The sequence below is a fragment of the Larkinella ripae genome, assembly GCF_054780775.1.
This window is the reverse complement of sequence record NZ_BAAGVR010000008.1, coordinates 212,057-230,312: the sequence shown is the minus strand read 5'-3', so window position 1 is coordinate 230,312 and position 18,256 is coordinate 212,057. Positions and strand designations below refer to the sequence as shown.

Below are 18,256 nucleotides of genomic sequence, written 5' to 3'. Positions count from 1 at the left end.
GGTGACTTAAAAATCAACGTTCAGCGAAAACAGGAAGCTGCGAACCGCCGGGTACGTAAAACCGGTAAAGCCGTCGACATTGCTACCGGCGCTGCTGGAGCTGGTTTCGGGATCGTAGCCGCTGTAGTTGGTCCACAGCGCCAGGTTGTTGCCCGTTGCGCTCAGCCGCACGTTTTTGATGAACGTGTTTTTCAGGATCGCGGTCGGCAGCGAATACGATACGCTCACCGAACGCAGCCGGACCCAGGACGCATCTTCGATGAAATTTTCGGACACACCCCGGTAAACGTTCCGGTAAAAACCGTTGGTATAATCGACGCCGTCCGGACCTTTGCCCTGGCCGAGCCAGACCGGCTTGGTGTTCGGCGTGCCGTCGGCCAGTACGCCTTCAAACACCTTCGTATCGTTCCGGTCTTCGGTGTATTTGGCAATTCCGAAGGCCGAGAAGAAGTTATCCAGCTGGTTGTACCGATCCTGGCCAACGCGGGCATCAAACAGGGCCGAGAGCGTGAAATTGCCGTAGCGCAGCGTGTTGTTCAGACCACCAATCCAGTCGGGCTGCGAATTGCCGAGCAGTTTCTGCGCCGTGTTGATAACCGGAAAACCGTTGGCGCCGATCACGACCGGGCGGCTGCGATCCAGCAAAACCGGGTCTTCCTCCGACGAATTGGCGTAATACCGGCGGTAGCTCCGGCCGTAGAGGTTGCCGTAGGCGTAGCCCGGAATAAGCTTCATGGTGACCGTCGAACTCGAATAGCCAAACTGCGATGCGTAGTTGATTTCCGTCAGTCCCTCGCGCAGGCTCAGGATTTTGTTGCGGTTGGCCGAAAAATTGAAATTGACATCCCAGTTTAGCCGGCCTTTCCGGATCGGCGTGGCCCGCAGCACCAGTTCAATCCCCTTGTTCCGCATCGAGCCGGAGTTGATGGCGGCTTTCACGTAACCGGTCGAGGAGGTCACATCAACCTGAATAATCTGGTCACGGCTGATCGAATGGTAGTACGTAAAATCCAGCCCCAGCCGGTTGTTCAGAAAGCTCATTTCCAGCCCCCCTTCGAAGGTATCCGTAAATTCCGGCCGCAGGTTCGGATCGCCCAGCAGCGACCCGCGCGTAAAACCGGTCGTTCCCGACGGCAGTTGCGTGTAGGCTGCGTAGCCCGTCACCGTCGAATACGGGGCCGCGTCCTTCCCGATCCGGGCGTAGGAAGCCCGGAGCTTGCCCATCGTGATGACCGTCGGCAGTTTCAACTGCTGCGAGAACAGGTAGCCTACGCTCACGGATGGGTAGAGAAAGGAATTGTTCGGAGCCTGCAGCGACGAGGTGATGTCGTTCCGGCCCGTCAGCGTCAGAAACAGGTAATCCTTGTAATCGAGCGTCAGTTCGCCGAAAACCCCCATCAGCCGGTAGTCCTCCGCCGATTGCGTGGGCGTGATGGTCTTGGCGTTCCGCAGGTCAAAATAGTTGTAAACCGTTAACTCGTTGCCTTCCGCGCCGAACGTCCGAATCTGGCGATCGTACAAATCATGCCCGAGCCGCAGCGTTGCGTTCAGGCTCTCCCCAAACCGGGTCGTGGCGCTGGCCGCAAAGGTCGAGGTAATGGCCCGGAAGTTGGTGTGATACTGGTAAATAAAACCGCGCACGTTGTCTTCGTACAGCCGTTCGTTGGCAATGCCGGAAGGGCCGGGCGCCGTTCGTTTGCGGTCTTCCGAATACGTATCCAGCCCGACGCGGTAGTTGAACGTCAGCCATTTGAGGGGCGAATACATGAAGTTCAGTCCGCCCACCAGCCGGTTCACGTTATCGCGCAGTTTGTTCGTCATCGCTCCGTAAATCGGGTTGCCGTTGCCGTAGGTTTTGTAGGAACCGTCCGGATTCAGGTAATCCTGAACGTCGTAGCGCGGTGACCAGTAGCTCAGGCTTTCGTTGTAACGGTCGGCATTGTAGCGGTCCCCGCCCGAATTGATAAAGTTTAGATTGGCGTTGGTCGAAAACTTCTCGCTGAACTTGACATTCGTGTTCAGGCGCACCGACAGTTTGTTGAAGTTGGTGAACGGAATAACGCCTTCGTGCCGCAGGTGGCCGATGGACGACAGGAAGTTGATTTTCTCATTTCCGCCCGAAAAGGACAGGTTGTTCTGGTACTGTTTGCCGGTTTGGTAGGCGTCCTTGAAGTGATTGTAGAGTTTCTGCGGGTGCGTCGGGTCGATTTTGATGGCATCAGCCACGGTTGGCCCCCAGGACGGAAAGAAATCCTGCGGATTGTAAACCCCCGAATACCCGATGGTGTATTGATCCTGCACTTCCGGGAATTTGTTTACATTTTCGACGCCGAAGGTGCTGTTGAAACTGCCCCGAAGCGCCCCGGTTTTGCCCGATTTGGTGGTGATCACCACCACGCCGTTGGCGCCCCGTAAACCGTACAGGGCCGTGGCGGCTCCGCCTTTCAGGATGTTGATCGTTTCAATGTCGTCCGGATTGATGTCCGCGGCCCGGTTCGACATGCCCCGGAATTCCGCGCCCGAATTGGCGGTTCCCGTCGTCGTGCTGTTGTCGAACAAAACGCCATCGACCACAAAAAGCGGCTGGTTGTCGCGGGTAACGTCGATGGAGTTGATGCCCCGAATCAGAATCCGGGCGCCCTGGCCCGGTGCTCCGCCCGTGCTGGAGATGGTGACCCCGGCCACTTTCCCCTGCAACGCATTGACCATGTTGGTCTGCCGGTTTTGCAGCAGCTCCTCCGAATTGACATTCTGGGCCGCATAGCCCAGCGCTTTTTTATCCCGGCTGATGCCGAGGGCCGTTACCACCACTTCGTTGAGCATCTTGCTGTCCTGCCGCAGCACCACGTCGATGCTCCGGCGGTTTTCAACCTGAATCTCCTGCGTTTCAAAACCGATGTAGCTGAACACCATCGTGGTTGTGCCCGAATTCACCCGGACGCTGTACCGCCCGTCCGCATCGGTCAGCGTTCCGGTGGTGGTGCCTTTAACCGACACATTGACGCCCGGCAAGGCGGTATCATCGCTCCCGGAAGTGACCCGGCCACTGACTTCGATCTGCTGCGCTATCCCCAGCGACGAACAGAAAAGTAAGGCCAGACCCATGTAAATACGTACTAGTTGCTTCATACTCTCCCAGCTCGTTAGGTTAAAAAATGGATGAAAACAATTTCATGGCAAGTTTAGCATTTATCTAAAATTTTGCAATTTTTGCCAGTCAACGAATATTATTCTGTCACGTACGGGACCCATAATGGATTTTCTTGAACAACGAAAAGGAACCACCGCCGTCTGGGCCGGTGAGGACGCGGTTTTCAGCCAGGGAGCCACCACCTCGCCGATTGTCAACAGCGTTGCTTTTGCCTACCACGATCTCGACGAATGGTACGAGGTCGCCACCGGAAAAACCGCCGGTCATATTTACAGCCGGAACACCAACCCGACGGTGCACGTTCTGGAAGAAAAAATCCGGATTCTGGAAGGGGCCGAAGCCGCCACGTCCTTTGCGACGGGCATGGGCGGCATCAGCAACACCCTGTTCGCCCTGCTCGGTCCCGGCAGGCGCGTGGTTTCAATCAAGGATACATACGGCGGCACCAGCCGGCTTTTCCTCGATTTTCTGCCCACCTACCAGATTCAGGTGACGCTCTGCGAAACCGGCGATCACGAAGCGATGGAAACCGAGATCGCCAAAGGCTGCGACCTCGTCTATCTGGAAACACCCACCAACCCGACGCTGAAAGTGGTTGATATTCGGCGCCTGGCCGCAGCCGCCCGGCAAGTCGGTGCGGTGGTCGTGGTGGACAATACGTTTGCAACGCCCATCAACCAGAATCCCCTGAAACTGGGAGCCGACCTGGTGATTCACAGCGCGACAAAGTTTCTTTGCGGGCATTCCGACGCGATGGGCGGGGTGTTGTGCGGCAAACAGGAACTGGTCGAAAAAGTCTTCCGGTTTCGGGAAATCAACGGGGCCAGCCTGCAGGCCGAACCTGCCTACCTGATTGCCCGGGGCCTGAAAACGCTCGAACTCCGGATTGAGCGGCAAAATGCGTCGGCCCTGACAATTGCCCGGTTTTTGAAAGCCCACCCCACCGTCAGCGATGTGTTTTATCCCGGACTCGAAACGCATCCCGGCCACGCCATTGCGGCCGCGCAGATGAGCGGTTTTGGCGGGGTGTTAAGTTTCTCGCTGAAAGGCAATTACGAGGACGTGAAAACCTTCCTGACCAGCCTGCGGTTTGTGCACCTGGCCGCCAGCCTGGGATCGGTGAGCACACTGGCCGGTCCACCGCGCACCACCAGCCACGTTGAACTGACGGAGGCCCAGCGCGCCCAGCTCGGCATCCCCGAAAGTTTGATCCGGTATTCGGTCGGCATCGAAAACGTGGAGGATCTGATCGCCGACCTGGAACAGGCACTGGCCGCCATCGAAACAAATCACGCAGTCGAAAACGCTGGCGCCTGAACCGCACCCCAAACCCTTACCCCACTGGTTACGATGAAAATACCTGTATACCGCCCGGCCCGGCTGCTGATGTTCGGCCTGCTCCTGCTGCTTGGCACACCCGGTTTTAGTCAGTCGAAAAAAAATAAAACCGCAGCGGCTGCGCCCGCGCCAACGGTTCCGAATGTCGCGGAGCAACGGTTGAATCAGGAGCTGGAACGCATTGCCAGACTCGCCAAAGGCAAAGTCGGCGTGTGCGCTCTGCACCTCGAATCCGGCCGGCAGATCAGCCTGAATCGCCACGAAAAGTTTCCGATGGCCAGCACCGTGAAAGTGGCGATTGCCGTCGAATTGTTCAACAAAATTGAGAAAGGGGAACTCTCGCTGCGAACCATGGTGGACCTGAAACCATCGGACCTGCACCCCGGCAGCGGCACGCTCGAAACGCTGTTTGCCAAACCGGGTGTTCAGCTGTCGGTCGAGAACCTGCTCGAACTGATGATGGTCATCAGCGACAATTCTGCCACGGATATTCTGCTGAATCTGGTCGGTGGGGTCGAGCCCGTCCGGGCGCGGCTGAAAGCTCTGGGCATCGAAGGCATGTCGGTCGACCGGACCATTGTCCAGCTGATTGCGGATTTGGAAGGCGTTACGCTCCCGCCGGTGGAGCAGTGGACGGTCGGATTCTACGATCAGCTCGGCGCTGCGGCCACCCCGGAAATCCGCCGGGCAGCCGCCCTGAAACTGGAACAGGACCCGCGCGACACCGCCACGCCGGAAGCGATGGTGAACCTGCTGACCCAGATTTACCAGGCCAAAGCCCTCAAACCCGAAAACCGCGACCTGCTGCTGGCCGTCATGGAACGCTGCCGGGGTGGTCAGGCGCGCATCAAAGGCTTCCTGCCGCCCGAAACCGTCGTCGCCCACAAAACCGGCTCGCTGAATTCCAGCGCCACCGACGACGTGGGCTTCATCACCCTGCCGGGCGACGCGGGGCACATCGTTCTGGCGGTTTTCATTACGGCCTCCGCCCAGGCATCGGCCGAACGCGAGCAAACCATCGCCCACCTGAGCCGCACGATTTACGACTATTTTCTGTTTCAGCCGGCGGTTGGTTCCCCAAAGGATCGTTGACCGGCGCCGGCCGTCTGGTGCTGACCCGCTACACCAGACGCCCCGCCAGTTTAGTCCTTCGTTAACACCCGATCCGCTTCCGAGGCATAGCCGGTTATCCGGACAGAATCGCGGTAAACGGTAATGATGGCGTACGCATTTTCTTCTTTTTCGACCATGCCTTTGAACGTAACAAAATGAAGGCCCTTGTGTACTGAATGACTCGGCTGGTGCACATGGCCGTTGAAGTACGCCAGCACATTCGGCTGGTTTTCCAGCAGGACCCGCACTTCCTCCGCGTTCCACAGGTTGTGCGGGTCCGTTTCCGGCCAGAGCGGCATATGACCGAGCACCAGCACTTTCTGGCCTTTTTTAGCAGCCGCAGCCAGTTCCTGTCTGAGCCACTGAATCTGCCGGGTGCCCAGTCCGCCGTTCCAGACCTGGGCGTTGGGCGCCTGCCGGGCCTTCATCGCTTCCAGCCGACCAACGGCTTCGGCATAAGCCGGACTGGTCTTCGGGTTTCCGTACACGCTGAGATCATTGCCATCCAGCACGATGAACCGCCAGCGGTTTCGGGTAAAGGAGTAATACCGGTTTTTCATTCCCAAAAGCGCCGGCACTTTTTCAATTTCCTCCTGCTGAACCGAAAAGTCGTGGTTGCCCAGCACCTGATAGAGCGGCCGGTTCAATCGCCTGACCAGCGTATTCAGGGTGTCGTAACTCCGGAAATCACGGTCAATAAAATCGCCGAGGTGCAACACAAACGCCACCTTCTCCTGATTGAACGTCCGGATGGCTTCGGTCAGTTTGCGTAGGGAAGACCGGTAATGGCGCGTTCCGGCGGTTTCGCAATCGCAGTATTGTACGTCCGTCATCACACCGAAAGTGAACAAGGGGCGGTCGGTTTGCGCCAGCGACCGGTTGCTGACCAGCCCGAGCCAGAGAACAAAGAGAACGGCAACTGCTTTCGACATAGCTAACCTGGTTTTATGATTCGGTAAAAGAATGCGGTTTTTTCACTCTACTGGAATTGTCGGTCTATGCTGCCCCAAACGCTTCCAATAAAATACTGCAAATGTAGTATGGCATTTCACCCAAAAATAGTCCAATATTGCCGGATGAAAACCCTGATTTCGGTTGCTATTGTCGAAGACAAGGAGCCCATCCGGCAGTCGCTGGCCATTCTGGTCGACGGAGCCGACGGTTTTGTGTGCCGATCGACTTTCGAAACCGCTGAAGACGCGCTCGATCAGTTGTCGCAGCAACCCGTGGATGTGGTGCTGATGGACATCGACCTGCCCGGCATGAGCGGCATCGACTGCGTGCGGCAGCTAAAACCGCTTTGCCCGCAAACCCAGTTCATGATGTGTACGGTATACGACGAGGACGAAACCGTCTTTGACGCGCTGAAAGCCGGGGCGACGGCTTATATTCTGAAACGCAGTCCACCCCACAAACTGCTCGAAGCCATCACCGAACTCCACGAAGGCGGAGCGCCCATGAGCAGCACCATTGCCCGCAAAATTGCGGGTTCGTTTCACGCCGGCGCATCCTCGGCCAGCGAGCTGGAGGTGCTGACCGCCCGCGAGCGCGAAATTCTGGACCGGCTGGCGAAAGGGCACAGCCACAAGGAAGTCGCCACCGAATTGTTCGTCAGCCCGACGACGGTTCGCAAGCACATTTTCAACATCTACGAAAAGTTACAGGTCCACTCCAAAGTGGAGGCCGTTAATAAATATTTAGGCCGGAAATAACCCCGCTTACGCGCCTAAAAATCATACAAATGCGGTATTGTCGGACCCGGAACCGACCGGTAGTTTTGCCTCAGTCATTTACCATGTTCACTCGCAAAACAATCCAATCGCATGAAAACGCTCGTTCTTTTTCTGTTCGCCCTGCTGGTTTTTGGTGCCTGTAAAAAAACCGAAAACGATCCGCAACCCCAGAACCCGGCCGATGTGGTCGCCGGTACGTACACGCTCAGTTCATTCCGCTACGAATCCGGTTCCGACCAGATCAACCTGCCCACCATGCCGTATACCCAGAACGGCCAGACCATTTCGGGAACGGTCAAATTAAGCCCCAATTCCGAGGATAACGTGACGCTGACGCTGACGCTGAAGGCCACGGGCCAGCAGGACGCCACCATCGACATCAATCAGGTGGAAGTCCGAAAAACCAGCGAAGCCTACGGCCTTTACGTGGACGGTGAACTGGTGGCGGATGCCGACGGCGACAACATCATTTTCAACCTGTCCGAAACCGATCCGCAGACCAAAGAAAGTCTCGCGCTGGTCTTCATCGCCAAGAAATAACCCGGTTTTTCCGCTGCACCGATGAAAAAGCTGCTTCTTTGCCTGCTGCTGGGTGGCCTCGCCGGGGGAGGCCACTTCAGCCCGGTTTTTGGCCAGGCCAGCGATCCCCTGTTCTTTGGCGGTGTCCACCTGAATATGCCGGTAGGACGCTATAAACCGCTGACCTTCGGCGCGGGCTTTGACGCCCGGTTTCAGTATCCGGTGCTCCCGAAGCTGGCCCTGACGGCCCGGGCCGGTCTTGAGCTTTTCCGCATCAACTACGCGTCTCTGAACCCGTATGCCTACCTGGGGTACGGCTACAATCCGATTTCGGGTTTCGGCTTCAATACGATGTACATGAGTTACGCCAGCCGCAACGAAAGGGTGACGGCCCTCAACGTGCCGCTGGGGGTTGGGCCGCGCCTGTTCCTGACCGACCGGCTGCACGCCGACGTACTGGCGGGGCTGGATGTGGCCGCCAGCGAACACATGCGGTCCTCATTCCGGCTGGAAGGGGGTGGCGGTTACCTCCTGCCCCTGCGGCAAGGCGGTTTTCTGGACATCAATGCCGGTTTTTTCACCAGTTTCGCCAAAGGCAGTAACCTGCTGACGCTGGGGGTTTCGTACGGTTTTAAACTCCGGTAAACAGCCCGGTTTTGTCTCACCGCCCCTGCGCTTCCACCACGGCGATGGCCACCATGTTCACAATTTCGCGTTCGGATGACCCCATTTGCAGCACATAAACCGGTTTGTGAATCCCGAGCAGAATGGGGCCGATGGTGTCCAGACCGGCGGCTTCGCGCATCAGGTTGTAGGCAATGTTGGCCGCCGACAGGTTCGGAAAAATCAGCGTATTGGCCCCTTCCTCCACCAGCTGACTAAAGGGATGATTCTGCCGGAGCAGGTCGGTGTCGAAAGCCAGGTGCGCCTGAATTTCGCCGTCCACGATCAGGTCGGGGTGTTTGCGTTGCAGGATTTCGACCGCCCGGTTCATTTTCTCGGCATCGTCGCCCTTGGCGCTGCCAAAATTCGAGTAGGTCACCAGGGCAATCCGGGGCTTGATGTTAAACCGTTCGACTGTCCGCGCGGTCAGTTCGGTGATTTCCACAATTTCTTCGCACGACGGATTGAAGTTGACGGTGGTATCCGAGAAAAACAGCGGCCCGTATTTCGTCAGCAGAATGTACATCCCCGCTACTTTCCGGACGCCGGGCGCTTTGCCAATAATCTGCAAGGCGGGCCGAATGGCTTCGGGGTAGCTGCGGGTCAGCCCCGAAATCAAAGCATCGGCCTCCCCGGTTTCGACCATCATCGCGCCGAAATAGTTGCGGATGTTCATCAGTTTCTGCGACTCCGCCCGGTTGACGCCCTTGCGTTTTCGCTTTTCGAAATACAGATCACCAAAGCGCTGCACCAGGGCCTCCTGTTCGGGCGAACGCGGGTCAATGATCGGTATTTGCCCCAGATCGAGGCTATTGCTCGTAATCAATTGCTGAATCTTGGCGATTTCGCCCAGCAAAATGGGGTAGGCAATGCCTTCGTCGCGCACCTGCTGAGCCGCTTTCAAAACCTTCAGATTTTCCGCATCCGTGAAAACGACGCGCTTCGGACCCGCTTTTGCTTTGGTCAGAATGACCCGCGAAATGGGGTTTTCCTGTCCGATCCGCCGGGCCAGTTGTTGCTCATACGCGTCCCAGTCCTGAATCGGGAGCCGGGCCACCCCCGACTCCATCGCGGCTTTTGCCACGGCGGGCGCCACCGTGATCAACAAGCGCGGATCAACGGGTTTGGGCAGAATGTAGTTCCGGCTAAAAATCATATTCGGCTCATTGTAAGCCAGATTGACCAGATCGGGCACCGGTTTTTTGGCGAGCTCCGCCAGGGCGAAGGTAGCCGCCAGCTTCATCGCTTCGTTGATTTCGGTGGCGCGCACATCCAGCGCACCCCGAAAAATGTACGGAAATCCGAGCACGTTGTTTACCTGGTTCGGATAATCGGAACGCCCCGTGGCCATGATCAGGTCCGGCCGGGCGTCGATGGCGTCCTGGTAGCTGATTTCGGGCGTCGGGTTCGCCATTGCAAACACAATCGCGTCCTTCGCCATCGAACGGATCAGGTCCTGACTGACGATATTGCCTTTCGACAAACCGATAAACACATCGGCCCCGGCAAACGCATCGGCCAGCAAGTGTATTTCCCGGCTGGTGGCAAACGGGCGCGTAATCGCATTCAGGTCCGTGCGGTCGGTGCGGAGCGGCCCGTGAACGTCGAACATCACCATGTTCTCGCGCCTGGCCCCCAGCGCCACGTACTGATTGGCGCACGAAATGGCCGCAGCCCCCGCCCCCAGAATGACAAACTGCACCGTATCGATCTGTTTGTGAACGAGTTCAAGCGCGTTCAGCAGGGCGGCCCCGCTCACGATTGCCGTGCCGTGCTGGTCGTCGTGCATGATCGGAATGCTCAGTTCCTGCTTGAGTTTTTGCTCGATTTCGAAGCATTCGGGGGCCTTGATGTCTTCCAGATTCACCCCGCCAAACGTCGGTTCCAGAATTTTGACGGTCCGGACAAACTCGTCGATATTGGTTGTATTCAACTCGATGTCAAACACATCGATATCGGCGTAAATCTTGAACAGCAGACCCTTCCCTTCCATAACGGGCTTGCTGGCGAGCGCGCCAATATCGCCCAGCCCCAAAACCGCCGTTCCGTTGCTGATGACGGCGACCAGATTGCCTTTGGCCGTGTAGATAAACGCGTCGTCGGGGTTGGCGGCAATGGCCAGGCAAGGTTCGGCCACACCGGGCGAATAGGCCAGCGAAAGATCCCGCTGCGTCGTGTATTCTTTGGAGGGGATTACTTCAATTTTTCCGGGGCGGCCTTTGGCATGATACTCAAGGGCGTCCTCGCGCCGAATGGTCTGCTGCATTGTTTCGGGAGCTGAAGTCAGTGAATCGCATTGATTCTCCAAGGAAGCCAATCAAACCGTTAAATCCTCACCAATCCCCGACTTTCGACCGAAATATCTTTCCGGCGGTTCCGTAAAATCTGATTTTCAGCCCGGCCTTTCGGGGTTTAGGGGATACGCCCTAAAGTTTGTAAATTCCGCCGGTTCCGACGAAAACAACCTTTTCAATGACGCTTATGACCAAACCGGTATCCGCCAAAATGGGGCTTCAAGCCGGCGCACGGGCGGTTTTTATCAACGCACCCGCCGATGCAATTGACGCCATCGCTCCGCCCGCGCTCGACCTCGACACCCAGCTCCGGGGTGATTTTGACTACATTCACCTTTTTGCCGCCAACCAGGCCGAGCTTCACGAGCATTTCCCGAAGCTGAAAGCGCATCTGAAACCGACCGGAACCCTGTGGGTGTCGTGGCCGAAAGCGGGGCAGCAGGGCACCGATCTGACCCTTCCCAACGTGATTAAAATCGGCTATGACTACGGGCTGGTCGAAAGCAAAAACCTGAGTGTGAACGCGGTGTGGTCGGCCCTGAAGTTTACCCATCCGAAACCGGGGAAAGTTTACAACAATTCGTTCGGGAAATTAAGCTGGTGAAAACGGAGCGATTCCGCCGGACGGCCCTCTCCCTTTTCTCCCTCGTTGGGCTGTTTACTTTCCTGCTTCAGCCGTTGCGGGCCCAGTCAAAGCTGGCCGGGCTGGGAGAGTTTCTCATTGGTCGGACGACGCCCGATTCGCTGCGTTCGTCCGGGTTCCGGGAGCAGGAGCTGGTGGTAGTCAAAGGAACGCTCGCTCTGCCTTGTGCGGGCATTCGGGTCTTTCTGGCCGACAGCCTGGCAATCCAGGGGATTCCGGTCACCCGGCTGTTTCTGGTTTTTTACGAAAACCGCCTGTTTCGCATCACCTGCGACTTCGGCGAACCGCTCCGAAAGGCTTTTGTGAAGCAACACGGTCAACGGAAAACCGTCCGCAACCAGCGCCTTTCCAGGTGCGATTCGGGAAACGCCCTGACGCTGACGTACGAAAAGTGGGAACAGGACGCTATTCAGGCGCTGGCGGTCAGCGCTGCGGGGCCTGACGAGCATTGCCAGCCCGAGCAGGTTTCCCGCCTGACCATCGTTCATCAGAAAACGGCCGCGATCACGTCGGAATGCGACCTGGATTTCATGGATCCGTACGTTGACCAAAGCGGGCGGACGCGTTAAAAAACCGCCCGGCCGTTCACCGGAGCGTAAACAGCAAGGTCACACTGCCGCCCAGCTCGATCTGGTCGCCGTCCTGGAGCGGATACGTCATGCCCGGAATGTCCGCCCGTTCGATGGTATCGTCCGGGTGCATGATTTTCGTTTTGTTGCCGCTCGCCGGTAGCCCGCCCGGATCGACCAGCAGGGTGTATTTTCGTTGCGCCGGGTTGTACTGAATGGTGGCGTGCGCCCGGCTTACCGCCCCGTTTCCGGCCCCTTTCTGCGGGTCAAAACCGGGGTCGTCGTCGGGCAGAATCACAATGTCGTTGGTCCGAACCCGGCCCGAGCTGGTCTGGGTCGACTGGCCGCGTCCAATGTAAAAACTGGTTTTCTGCGCCGGATCGAGCCCATATTCCGCCTGTTCCGTCTGGCCAACCAGCGTTTTGAGGGTGGCCCCCTGCGCGGGACCATCCGGTTTTTTGTTATCCAGAACGTTCAGGCCCAGATTGCCTTCGCGGTACGTGCTATCCGGTAAAGCATCCCGAAAAAATTCACAGGTAAATTGCCAGTTCGGCGGCAGGCTGATGTAATTGTCCGCCAACTGCCGGCGGAGTTCGCCCTGAAACTTGCCGGGCTGGTTGGTCCACAACGCCACCCGGTCAATCTCTTCCGCTTCGGCGCTTTCGTTCACCACAAACAACCGCAGACCGACCGGCGCATTTTCCGGCTCGTTCTGATACGCCCGCAGCTTTTCGATCACAAACCGGATGATCTGGTTGCGTCGCTGAGCGGCCGGCGGAGGCCCCGCCGGTTTGGGCCGGGCCGGACTGGTGGCCGGTTCGTTCCGTTCTGCCGGTGCCGGCGGAGCGGACGGCGTTGCGGTAAATCCAAACAGGTTCTTGACGGTTTCCAGAATCCCCATACTGTACGACGGTTTTAAATTAAAAGCTGCCTAAATAACCCCTTTTTTGTAAGATCGGTGCCACCACGGTATTGGCGAGTTGAACCGCATCGGCCGACGAATCACCCAGCTCAATCCGAACGCAGACCACGGTTTTGGATCGGCGGTCGGGCGTGGGCGCAAAGAACACGTACCAGCCGTCGTTGATTTTTTCGCCCAAGACAATGCGCTCGGGCGTCCCGGTTTTTCCGGCCACGCGAACGGCGCTGATCTTGCTCCGGCCCCCGTTCGGATTCGACTGCTCAATCATAAACGCTTCCAGCTGCTCGGCGTACTCCGGTCGGCCCAGGGTCGTGCCCGCCGGAATCGGTTGCGGTTTTCCGGCCAGATTCAGCACGTACCGCGAGGGCTGCAAAACACCCCGGTTGGCAATGGCTCCGGCCATGCGGGCCATCGACGCGGGCGTGGCCGAAAGTTGCCCCTGCCCCCAGGCCAGACCCGAAAACTCGCTCCGGTAACGCCGGGGGTAGCGATTGCTCTGGTACAGATTCCGCCGGACGACGAACGATGAATCGCGCCAATGCTGGCGAATGAGCTTCTGCTCCGGCTCGGTATGCGTATCGGCGTACGAATACCCCCCGATAAAATCGACATTCATGCCGGTTTTCAGGTACAGACTGGCCAGTTGGTCGTCCAGTTTGTTCTCGTTCGCCAGCCGGATAAAGTACACGTTGCTCGACCGGACAATGGCCCGTTTCATATCCACGGTTTCTCCGCAGGGTTCCGACTCCCGAACACCTCGCCGGATAATCTCCTGACAGCCAATTGAATACCTCACATCCGCAGCTGACGCTCCCAGCTTATTAAACGCGGACATCGCCGTTAAAATTTTCGCCGTGGAGCCCGGCGCCGTCGGATAAGTCATGCCCAGATCCCGTTCCGTCACCAGATACGGCAGTTTCAGCCGGTCGCGGTCGCCCAGCAGCATGGGTTCGGGGGTTTTCAGGTTCGGCAGTGGATGGATCGCCGACGCCATCACGTCACCCGAAGCCGCATCCAGGACCACGACCGAAAGGCGGTGGTTGCGGTAGTCGGACGTCGCCAGCCCTTTTTGCAGCGCCACCTGCAACTCGGCGTTGACACTCAGTTTCAGATCCCGGTTTTTGGCCTTGCGTTCCTCCACCTCGCGGCTGTCGATGCCGGCCCGCAGCGCGGGGGCCAGCTCCCGGTAATCATACACCGTTAGGGTCCGGGTTTGTGGCACCGGCTGGCTGAAACGGTCGGCGCGGTAGTCGGTGGTCACCAGATCGGTTTTGCGGGGGCGGCTGTTGAACCCGCGTAACTCGCTGAAATGCGCGGCCTCGGCGTAATAGCCGTTGCTTTGCCCCCAGAACAGTTGCGTGTTCAGGTCACCGACCCAGAAAAAAAGCTGTTCGCCGAACGGGTAAAACCGTCGCACCCGCTTCTGAACCAGCGAATTCAACTCGTCCGCCGGGAGTCCGCTTTGCCGCAGCCGCCCGGCTTGTTGCGCCACGATGTCTGGCTCACTCGTTGCCAGTACCAGCCCGTTGCGGTCGTAGATGGTGCCGGAGGCCAGTTTGCGGGTCAATCGCTCAATGCGGGGGTTGTAGCTGTAAACCGGGTCGCCAAAGCGCGTCACCACCCGAACAGGCCGCACAATGTAGTCGTTGCCGCGCCAGCCGATCACCGGCAGGAGCCGCCCGATCAGAATGACAACGCCGATCAGAAAGCCCGAAATGCCGGCCATCAAAACCGCATCGTAATGTTTTTCCAGGTACTGCCGCTGTTCCAGTTGCCCGGGTCGGTGCGCCACGCTGAAAACCGCCCCCATCGCCGTCAGGTTGAAAATCAGCGAAATCTTACCGTAACTCAGAAACGGCACGCTGATGCCCGTCAGTGGCACCAGACCAATGGAGCCGCCCGCAATGATTAGAAACTGCACCCCCGTCGCGATGGCAATACCGGCCACCAGAAAAAAGCTGAACGGCTGCCCCGCCCGCCGGGCCTGCAAAAAGATCCGGTGCAGCAGAATACCGAAGAGCAGAAACACGGCGATGACGCCCAAACCGCCCAGTTCTTCGCCCACGCTCGGCAGAATCATGTCGGTATGGGCCGCGGGCATGGCAGCCGCGAAGCCTTTGCCCAGCCCCTGCCCCGTCCAGCCGCCGGACGCCAGGGTCCAGAAACCGTGCGCCAGGTGGTCACCGCCGTACACATCGTTGTTCCAGGGACTCAGCCACATGGCTTTCCGGTCGGCCAGCCGATCACCCACGTAGGGCAGCAGATCGCCGAAGGAAAACATCGACAAGACCAGCAACAGCAGCACGGGAGCTTCGGTCAGCAAAGCAGCCCAGCCCAGCCCCGTGGTCGAACGGGCATCACCCCGCCAGACCAGGTAGCCCATCAGCGCGCCAAAACTGAGCAGCAGCGCCAGCCAGCCGGGCAACAGCCACAGGGCCAGCCCATAGCCAACGCCGGTTGCCAGCGTAACGGCCAGATTACCCCGGGCAATGCTGTAAAACAAAAGGAATGTAAAACAGACCACCAGCGCCGGACCCATATCGCCCAGCAACAGGTACAGCAGCATTAGCAAACCGGCGCCCGCCAGCGCCCCGAAACTCACCGAAAACCGCCAGCGCAAATCGGGCAATTCGCGGATCGGCTGCTCGTTGGCGGCAAAAAAACCGGCAAAGAACAGCAGCAGCAGGTATTTGGTGATCTCACTGGGTTGAAACGTCAGCCCCAGCAGTGACAGGTTCACCCGAACGCCACTGCCTTCCGGCCCGGTGCCGACGAACAGCGTCAGAACGGCCAGACCAATGGCAAGCACCAGCCAGGTCCAGCCCACCAGCCGGACAGACGACCGGTTTCGAAAGGCAAACAGCGCGTCAAACCACCGGTTCGTGTAGAAACGCCCCAGGTTTAGCTGCGACAAAACCGTCAGGCCCAGCAGACCCAGCGCGACGCCCTGGAGGGTTTGCCAGGCGTAGAGCGTGTCCTGCAAAGGGTCCTGAATCGCCAGCAGGGTCAGCACGGAAATGCCGGTGAGCAGCAGCAGGATCGGCAGCAGCAGTGGATCGGGCTGAAACCGCCGGAGCGTCCAGAAGCCCTGAACGGCCCAGAAAGCCAGCAGGAACAGCAGCACAATCGACCAGAAGTGCACGGTAAACGTCGTAGGCGTCCGGACCACAACGGCCTGATCGGCTTTCAGTTGGCCGTACACCACAGAGCCGATGGGCCGGATCTGGTGCGGTCGAGCCGCGAAATTATAGGATTGATCGCTTGCCAGGCGGCTCGTTCCCCGGCGGCTCCCGAACTCAAAACCGGGTTTGAGCGGCACCACGCTGTAGGCCGAATCGGCTTTCAGGCCGGTAAACGAAAACTGACCGTCGGCGTCGGTGCGGGTGTAGAAAAACCGGTCCTGCAAGGTATCCGGCTGGGCCGTGGGCGGGTGGCGTTTCAGTTGCACCAGCACCCCCGACAGCGGCAGTTCTTCCCGGGTCACCCGGCCCGAAACCGACCGGTTTCCGCCCCCAATCGCCAGCGTGGAAGCGTAAGCCTTCGGGTTGGTGCGCTCCCGGACGTACAGCACCGAGTCGAAGCCCATTTGCTGCCGCGACAGTTGCAGCCGGCTCTGAAAATCGGCCCCGCCCACCGAACTGCGCCAGGCCAGCGGAGCGCGCACCGAAAATTGCCGCTTGTTGACGGCCCCCAGATTTTCGGGCGACCCGTTCAACGCCAGTTTGGCGGCCAGCGAATCGGCAACCAGGGCCCGGTCTTTGGTGTCCTCGTAATAATTTCCCGTGCTGAGCAGTCTCTGGATGGCCGCCGGTTTAACGCCCGCCGTCAGGGTTAACACCCGCCCGTTCGCGAGCCCTTCGCTGGCCTGATTTAAATTTGGCAACAGATTACTATACAGCCGGATAAACAGCAGCAGCAACATCACCGTGGCGCCCACTAAATACAAACGTCCGGACGAAACAGGAGTTGATTTCATTCGTTACTGATTAGGTTGGTAAGTAATTAGTTGGCTGTTCGGGTCGTATCCGGGGCCGCTCGGGTTGAATCCGGCGTCGCGGCTGGCGGGACCGGAACCCGGTTGACGGTATCCGTCGGTGGCGCCGGATTGGGGTCGGTGGCGGTGGAATCCGCCGGTGTTTCTTCGACCGGAAAATCCCCGCCCGACTCCGCCGTATCCGCGACCGTTTCCGCCGACTCCAGCGAATCCGTGACCACCCGGCTCGAATCGGACCCGGTTTCAAAACCGGAGGTGGTGGGCTGGTTGCGGTAAAAAAAGAAAAAACCGATCAGAGCCGCAACCGCGATTACGCCCACGATCATCCACGACCCGTTGACGCCCGACCGGGCTTCTTCTTCGTACGCAGGCACAGAGGTTTCGGACTCGGTGGGTGGCGAAACCGGCACGGGCGCGGCCCGTGTTCGCTTCGGCACGGGCGCAAACCGCTCGCCGGACCGACCGGCCTGCAATTGTTCCACGTTGGCCTGCCCCAGCAACAACCGCAATTCGTTGCCGTCGCTCAGGCGCTGGGCCGGGTCTTTCGTCAGCATCCAGTGAATGAGCGTGTCCAGGCTGGGCGGAATGGCTTGCTCCGCAGCGGGTAGCGCAGGCGCTTCGGTGCGCAGAACCTGGTTCATGAACGACGCAATGCCGGCGCTGTCGGTCATGGAAAACGGCACTTTTCCGGCCAGGCATTCGTAGAGCACCACGCCCAGCGAATAGTAATCCGTGGCCACATCCACCCCTTTCGGATTGTCAAACTGCTCGGGGGAGGCATATTCGTAGGTCATCAGCGACTGCCCCGTCATGGTCTGGGACTGTTCGCGCAGCCGGGCCACGCCAAAATCCGTCAGCAGAAAATGAAATTCACCACTGGGCAGCAGCCGGTAGAGAATGTTTTCGGGTTTGATGTCGCGGTGAATAATGCCCTGCGGGTGAATGGCTTTGAAGGCTTCGGCCATTTGCAGCCCCAGCCGGATGGTGGCCGGCACGTCCAGCGTTCTTTTTTCGTTCAGGAGGGTTCGGAGGCTGCCGCCCTCGATCCATTCCATGACGATAAACGGCATGGCCAGCTCCAGGGCCACCTCCCGCACGCTGACGACGTTCGGGTGCCGGATGTTGGTCATCAGTTCCGATTCGAGCCGAAACCGCCGGAGCGTTTCGGCATCGGTATTGAGGGCAAAATGTTTGATGGCCACCAGATCGCCCGATGCCAGGTGACGCGCCTTCAGAACGCGGGCGTTCGAGCGGCCAATTTCGCCGATGATTTCGTAGCCGGGAAAATGCGTATTGACGCTTACAGTTGGCATGAAC

13 protein-coding genes are annotated in these 18,256 nt (G+C 58.6%); 7 read left to right on the top strand and 6 right to left on the bottom strand.

The window, feature by feature from the left end:
* Window positions 1–6: 6 nt before the first annotated feature.
* Window positions 7–3,129 (bottom strand): SusC/RagA family TonB-linked outer membrane protein, encoded by a 3,123-nt coding sequence (locus ACYVHX_RS05775; protein ID WP_460670676.1) that lies wholly within the window; start codon window positions 3,127–3,129, stop codon window positions 7–9.
* Between the two features lie 124 nt (window positions 3,130–3,253).
* Between ACYVHX_RS05775 and ACYVHX_RS05770 the strand changes: the two genes are divergently transcribed.
* Together ACYVHX_RS05770 and bla are read left to right on the top strand one after the other, a co-directional pair.
* The gene (locus ACYVHX_RS05770; RefSeq protein ID WP_460670675.1) at window positions 3,254–4,468 is read left to right on the top strand and encodes a cystathionine gamma-synthase family protein; all 1,215 of its coding nucleotides are present in this window, start codon (window positions 3,254–3,256) and stop codon (window positions 4,466–4,468) included.
* 33 nt (window positions 4,469–4,501) lie between these two features.
* Window positions 4,502–5,581 (top strand): class A beta-lactamase, encoded by a 1,080-nt coding sequence (bla, locus tag ACYVHX_RS05765; RefSeq protein ID WP_460670674.1) that lies wholly within the window; start codon window positions 4,502–4,504, stop codon window positions 5,579–5,581.
* Window positions 5,582–5,631: 50 nt separating this feature from the next.
* Here bla and ACYVHX_RS05760 read toward each other — a convergent pair whose 3' ends face one another.
* A complete protein-coding gene (locus ACYVHX_RS05760; RefSeq protein ID WP_460670673.1) occupies window positions 5,632–6,534 on the bottom strand; it encodes a metallophosphoesterase in 903 nt (300 codons plus the stop codon).
* Window positions 6,535–6,678: 144 nt separating this feature from the next.
* Here ACYVHX_RS05760 and ACYVHX_RS05755 point away from each other — a divergent pair, with 144 nt between their 5' ends.
* The 3 genes from ACYVHX_RS05755 (at window position 6,679) to ACYVHX_RS05745 (ending at window position 8,499) form a co-directional block, all read left to right on the top strand.
* Window positions 6,679–7,314, top strand: a complete 636-nt coding sequence (locus ACYVHX_RS05755) for a response regulator transcription factor (RefSeq protein WP_460670672.1) — start codon at window positions 6,679–6,681, stop codon at window positions 7,312–7,314.
* Window positions 7,315–7,425: 111 nt separating this feature from the next.
* Window positions 7,426–7,875: a hypothetical protein gene (locus ACYVHX_RS05750; protein WP_460670671.1), complete on the top strand. Its 450-nt coding sequence runs from the start codon at window positions 7,426–7,428 to the stop codon at window positions 7,873–7,875.
* Window positions 7,876–7,896: 21 nt separating this feature from the next.
* Complete coding sequence (locus ACYVHX_RS05745; protein WP_460670670.1) at window positions 7,897–8,499, top strand: hypothetical protein; 603 nt, start codon at window positions 7,897–7,899, stop codon at window positions 8,497–8,499.
* 16 nt (window positions 8,500–8,515) lie between these two features.
* On the opposite strand, the gene ACYVHX_RS05740 is transcribed toward ACYVHX_RS05745, so the two are convergent.
* Window positions 8,516–10,783 (bottom strand): NADP-dependent malic enzyme, encoded by a 2,268-nt coding sequence (locus ACYVHX_RS05740; protein WP_460670669.1) that lies wholly within the window; start codon window positions 10,781–10,783, stop codon window positions 8,516–8,518.
* 215 nt (window positions 10,784–10,998) lie between these two features.
* Here ACYVHX_RS05740 and ACYVHX_RS05735 point away from each other — a divergent pair, with 215 nt between their 5' ends.
* Both ACYVHX_RS05735 and ACYVHX_RS05730 read left to right on the top strand, forming a co-directional pair.
* Window positions 10,999–11,415 (top strand): hypothetical protein, encoded by a 417-nt coding sequence (locus ACYVHX_RS05735; RefSeq protein WP_460670668.1) that lies wholly within the window; start codon window positions 10,999–11,001, stop codon window positions 11,413–11,415.
* The gene (locus ACYVHX_RS05730; protein WP_460670667.1) at window positions 11,412–12,023 is read left to right on the top strand and encodes a hypothetical protein; all 612 of its coding nucleotides are present in this window, start codon (window positions 11,412–11,414) and stop codon (window positions 12,021–12,023) included. The genes ACYVHX_RS05735 and ACYVHX_RS05730 overlap by 4 nt, the downstream gene beginning before the upstream one ends.
* A 16-nt stretch (window positions 12,024–12,039) precedes the next feature.
* On the opposite strand, the gene ACYVHX_RS05725 is transcribed toward ACYVHX_RS05730, so the two are convergent.
* From ACYVHX_RS05725 to ACYVHX_RS05715, 3 genes are read right to left on the bottom strand one after another with little or no spacing between them, the layout of a single operon-like run.
* Entirely contained in the window at window positions 12,040–12,924 is an 885-nt protein-coding gene (locus ACYVHX_RS05725) for an FHA domain-containing protein (protein WP_460670666.1), read from the bottom strand.
* 19 nt (window positions 12,925–12,943) lie between these two features.
* The gene (locus ACYVHX_RS05720; protein WP_460670665.1) at window positions 12,944–16,921 is read right to left on the bottom strand and encodes an FtsW/RodA/SpoVE family cell cycle protein; all 3,978 of its coding nucleotides are present in this window, start codon (window positions 16,919–16,921) and stop codon (window positions 12,944–12,946) included.
* A gap of 26 nt (window positions 16,922–16,947) precedes the next feature.
* Complete coding sequence (locus tag ACYVHX_RS05715; RefSeq protein WP_460670664.1) at window positions 16,948–18,252, bottom strand: serine/threonine protein kinase; 1,305 nt, start codon at window positions 18,250–18,252, stop codon at window positions 16,948–16,950.
* Between the last annotated feature and the right edge of the window lie 4 nt (window positions 18,253–18,256).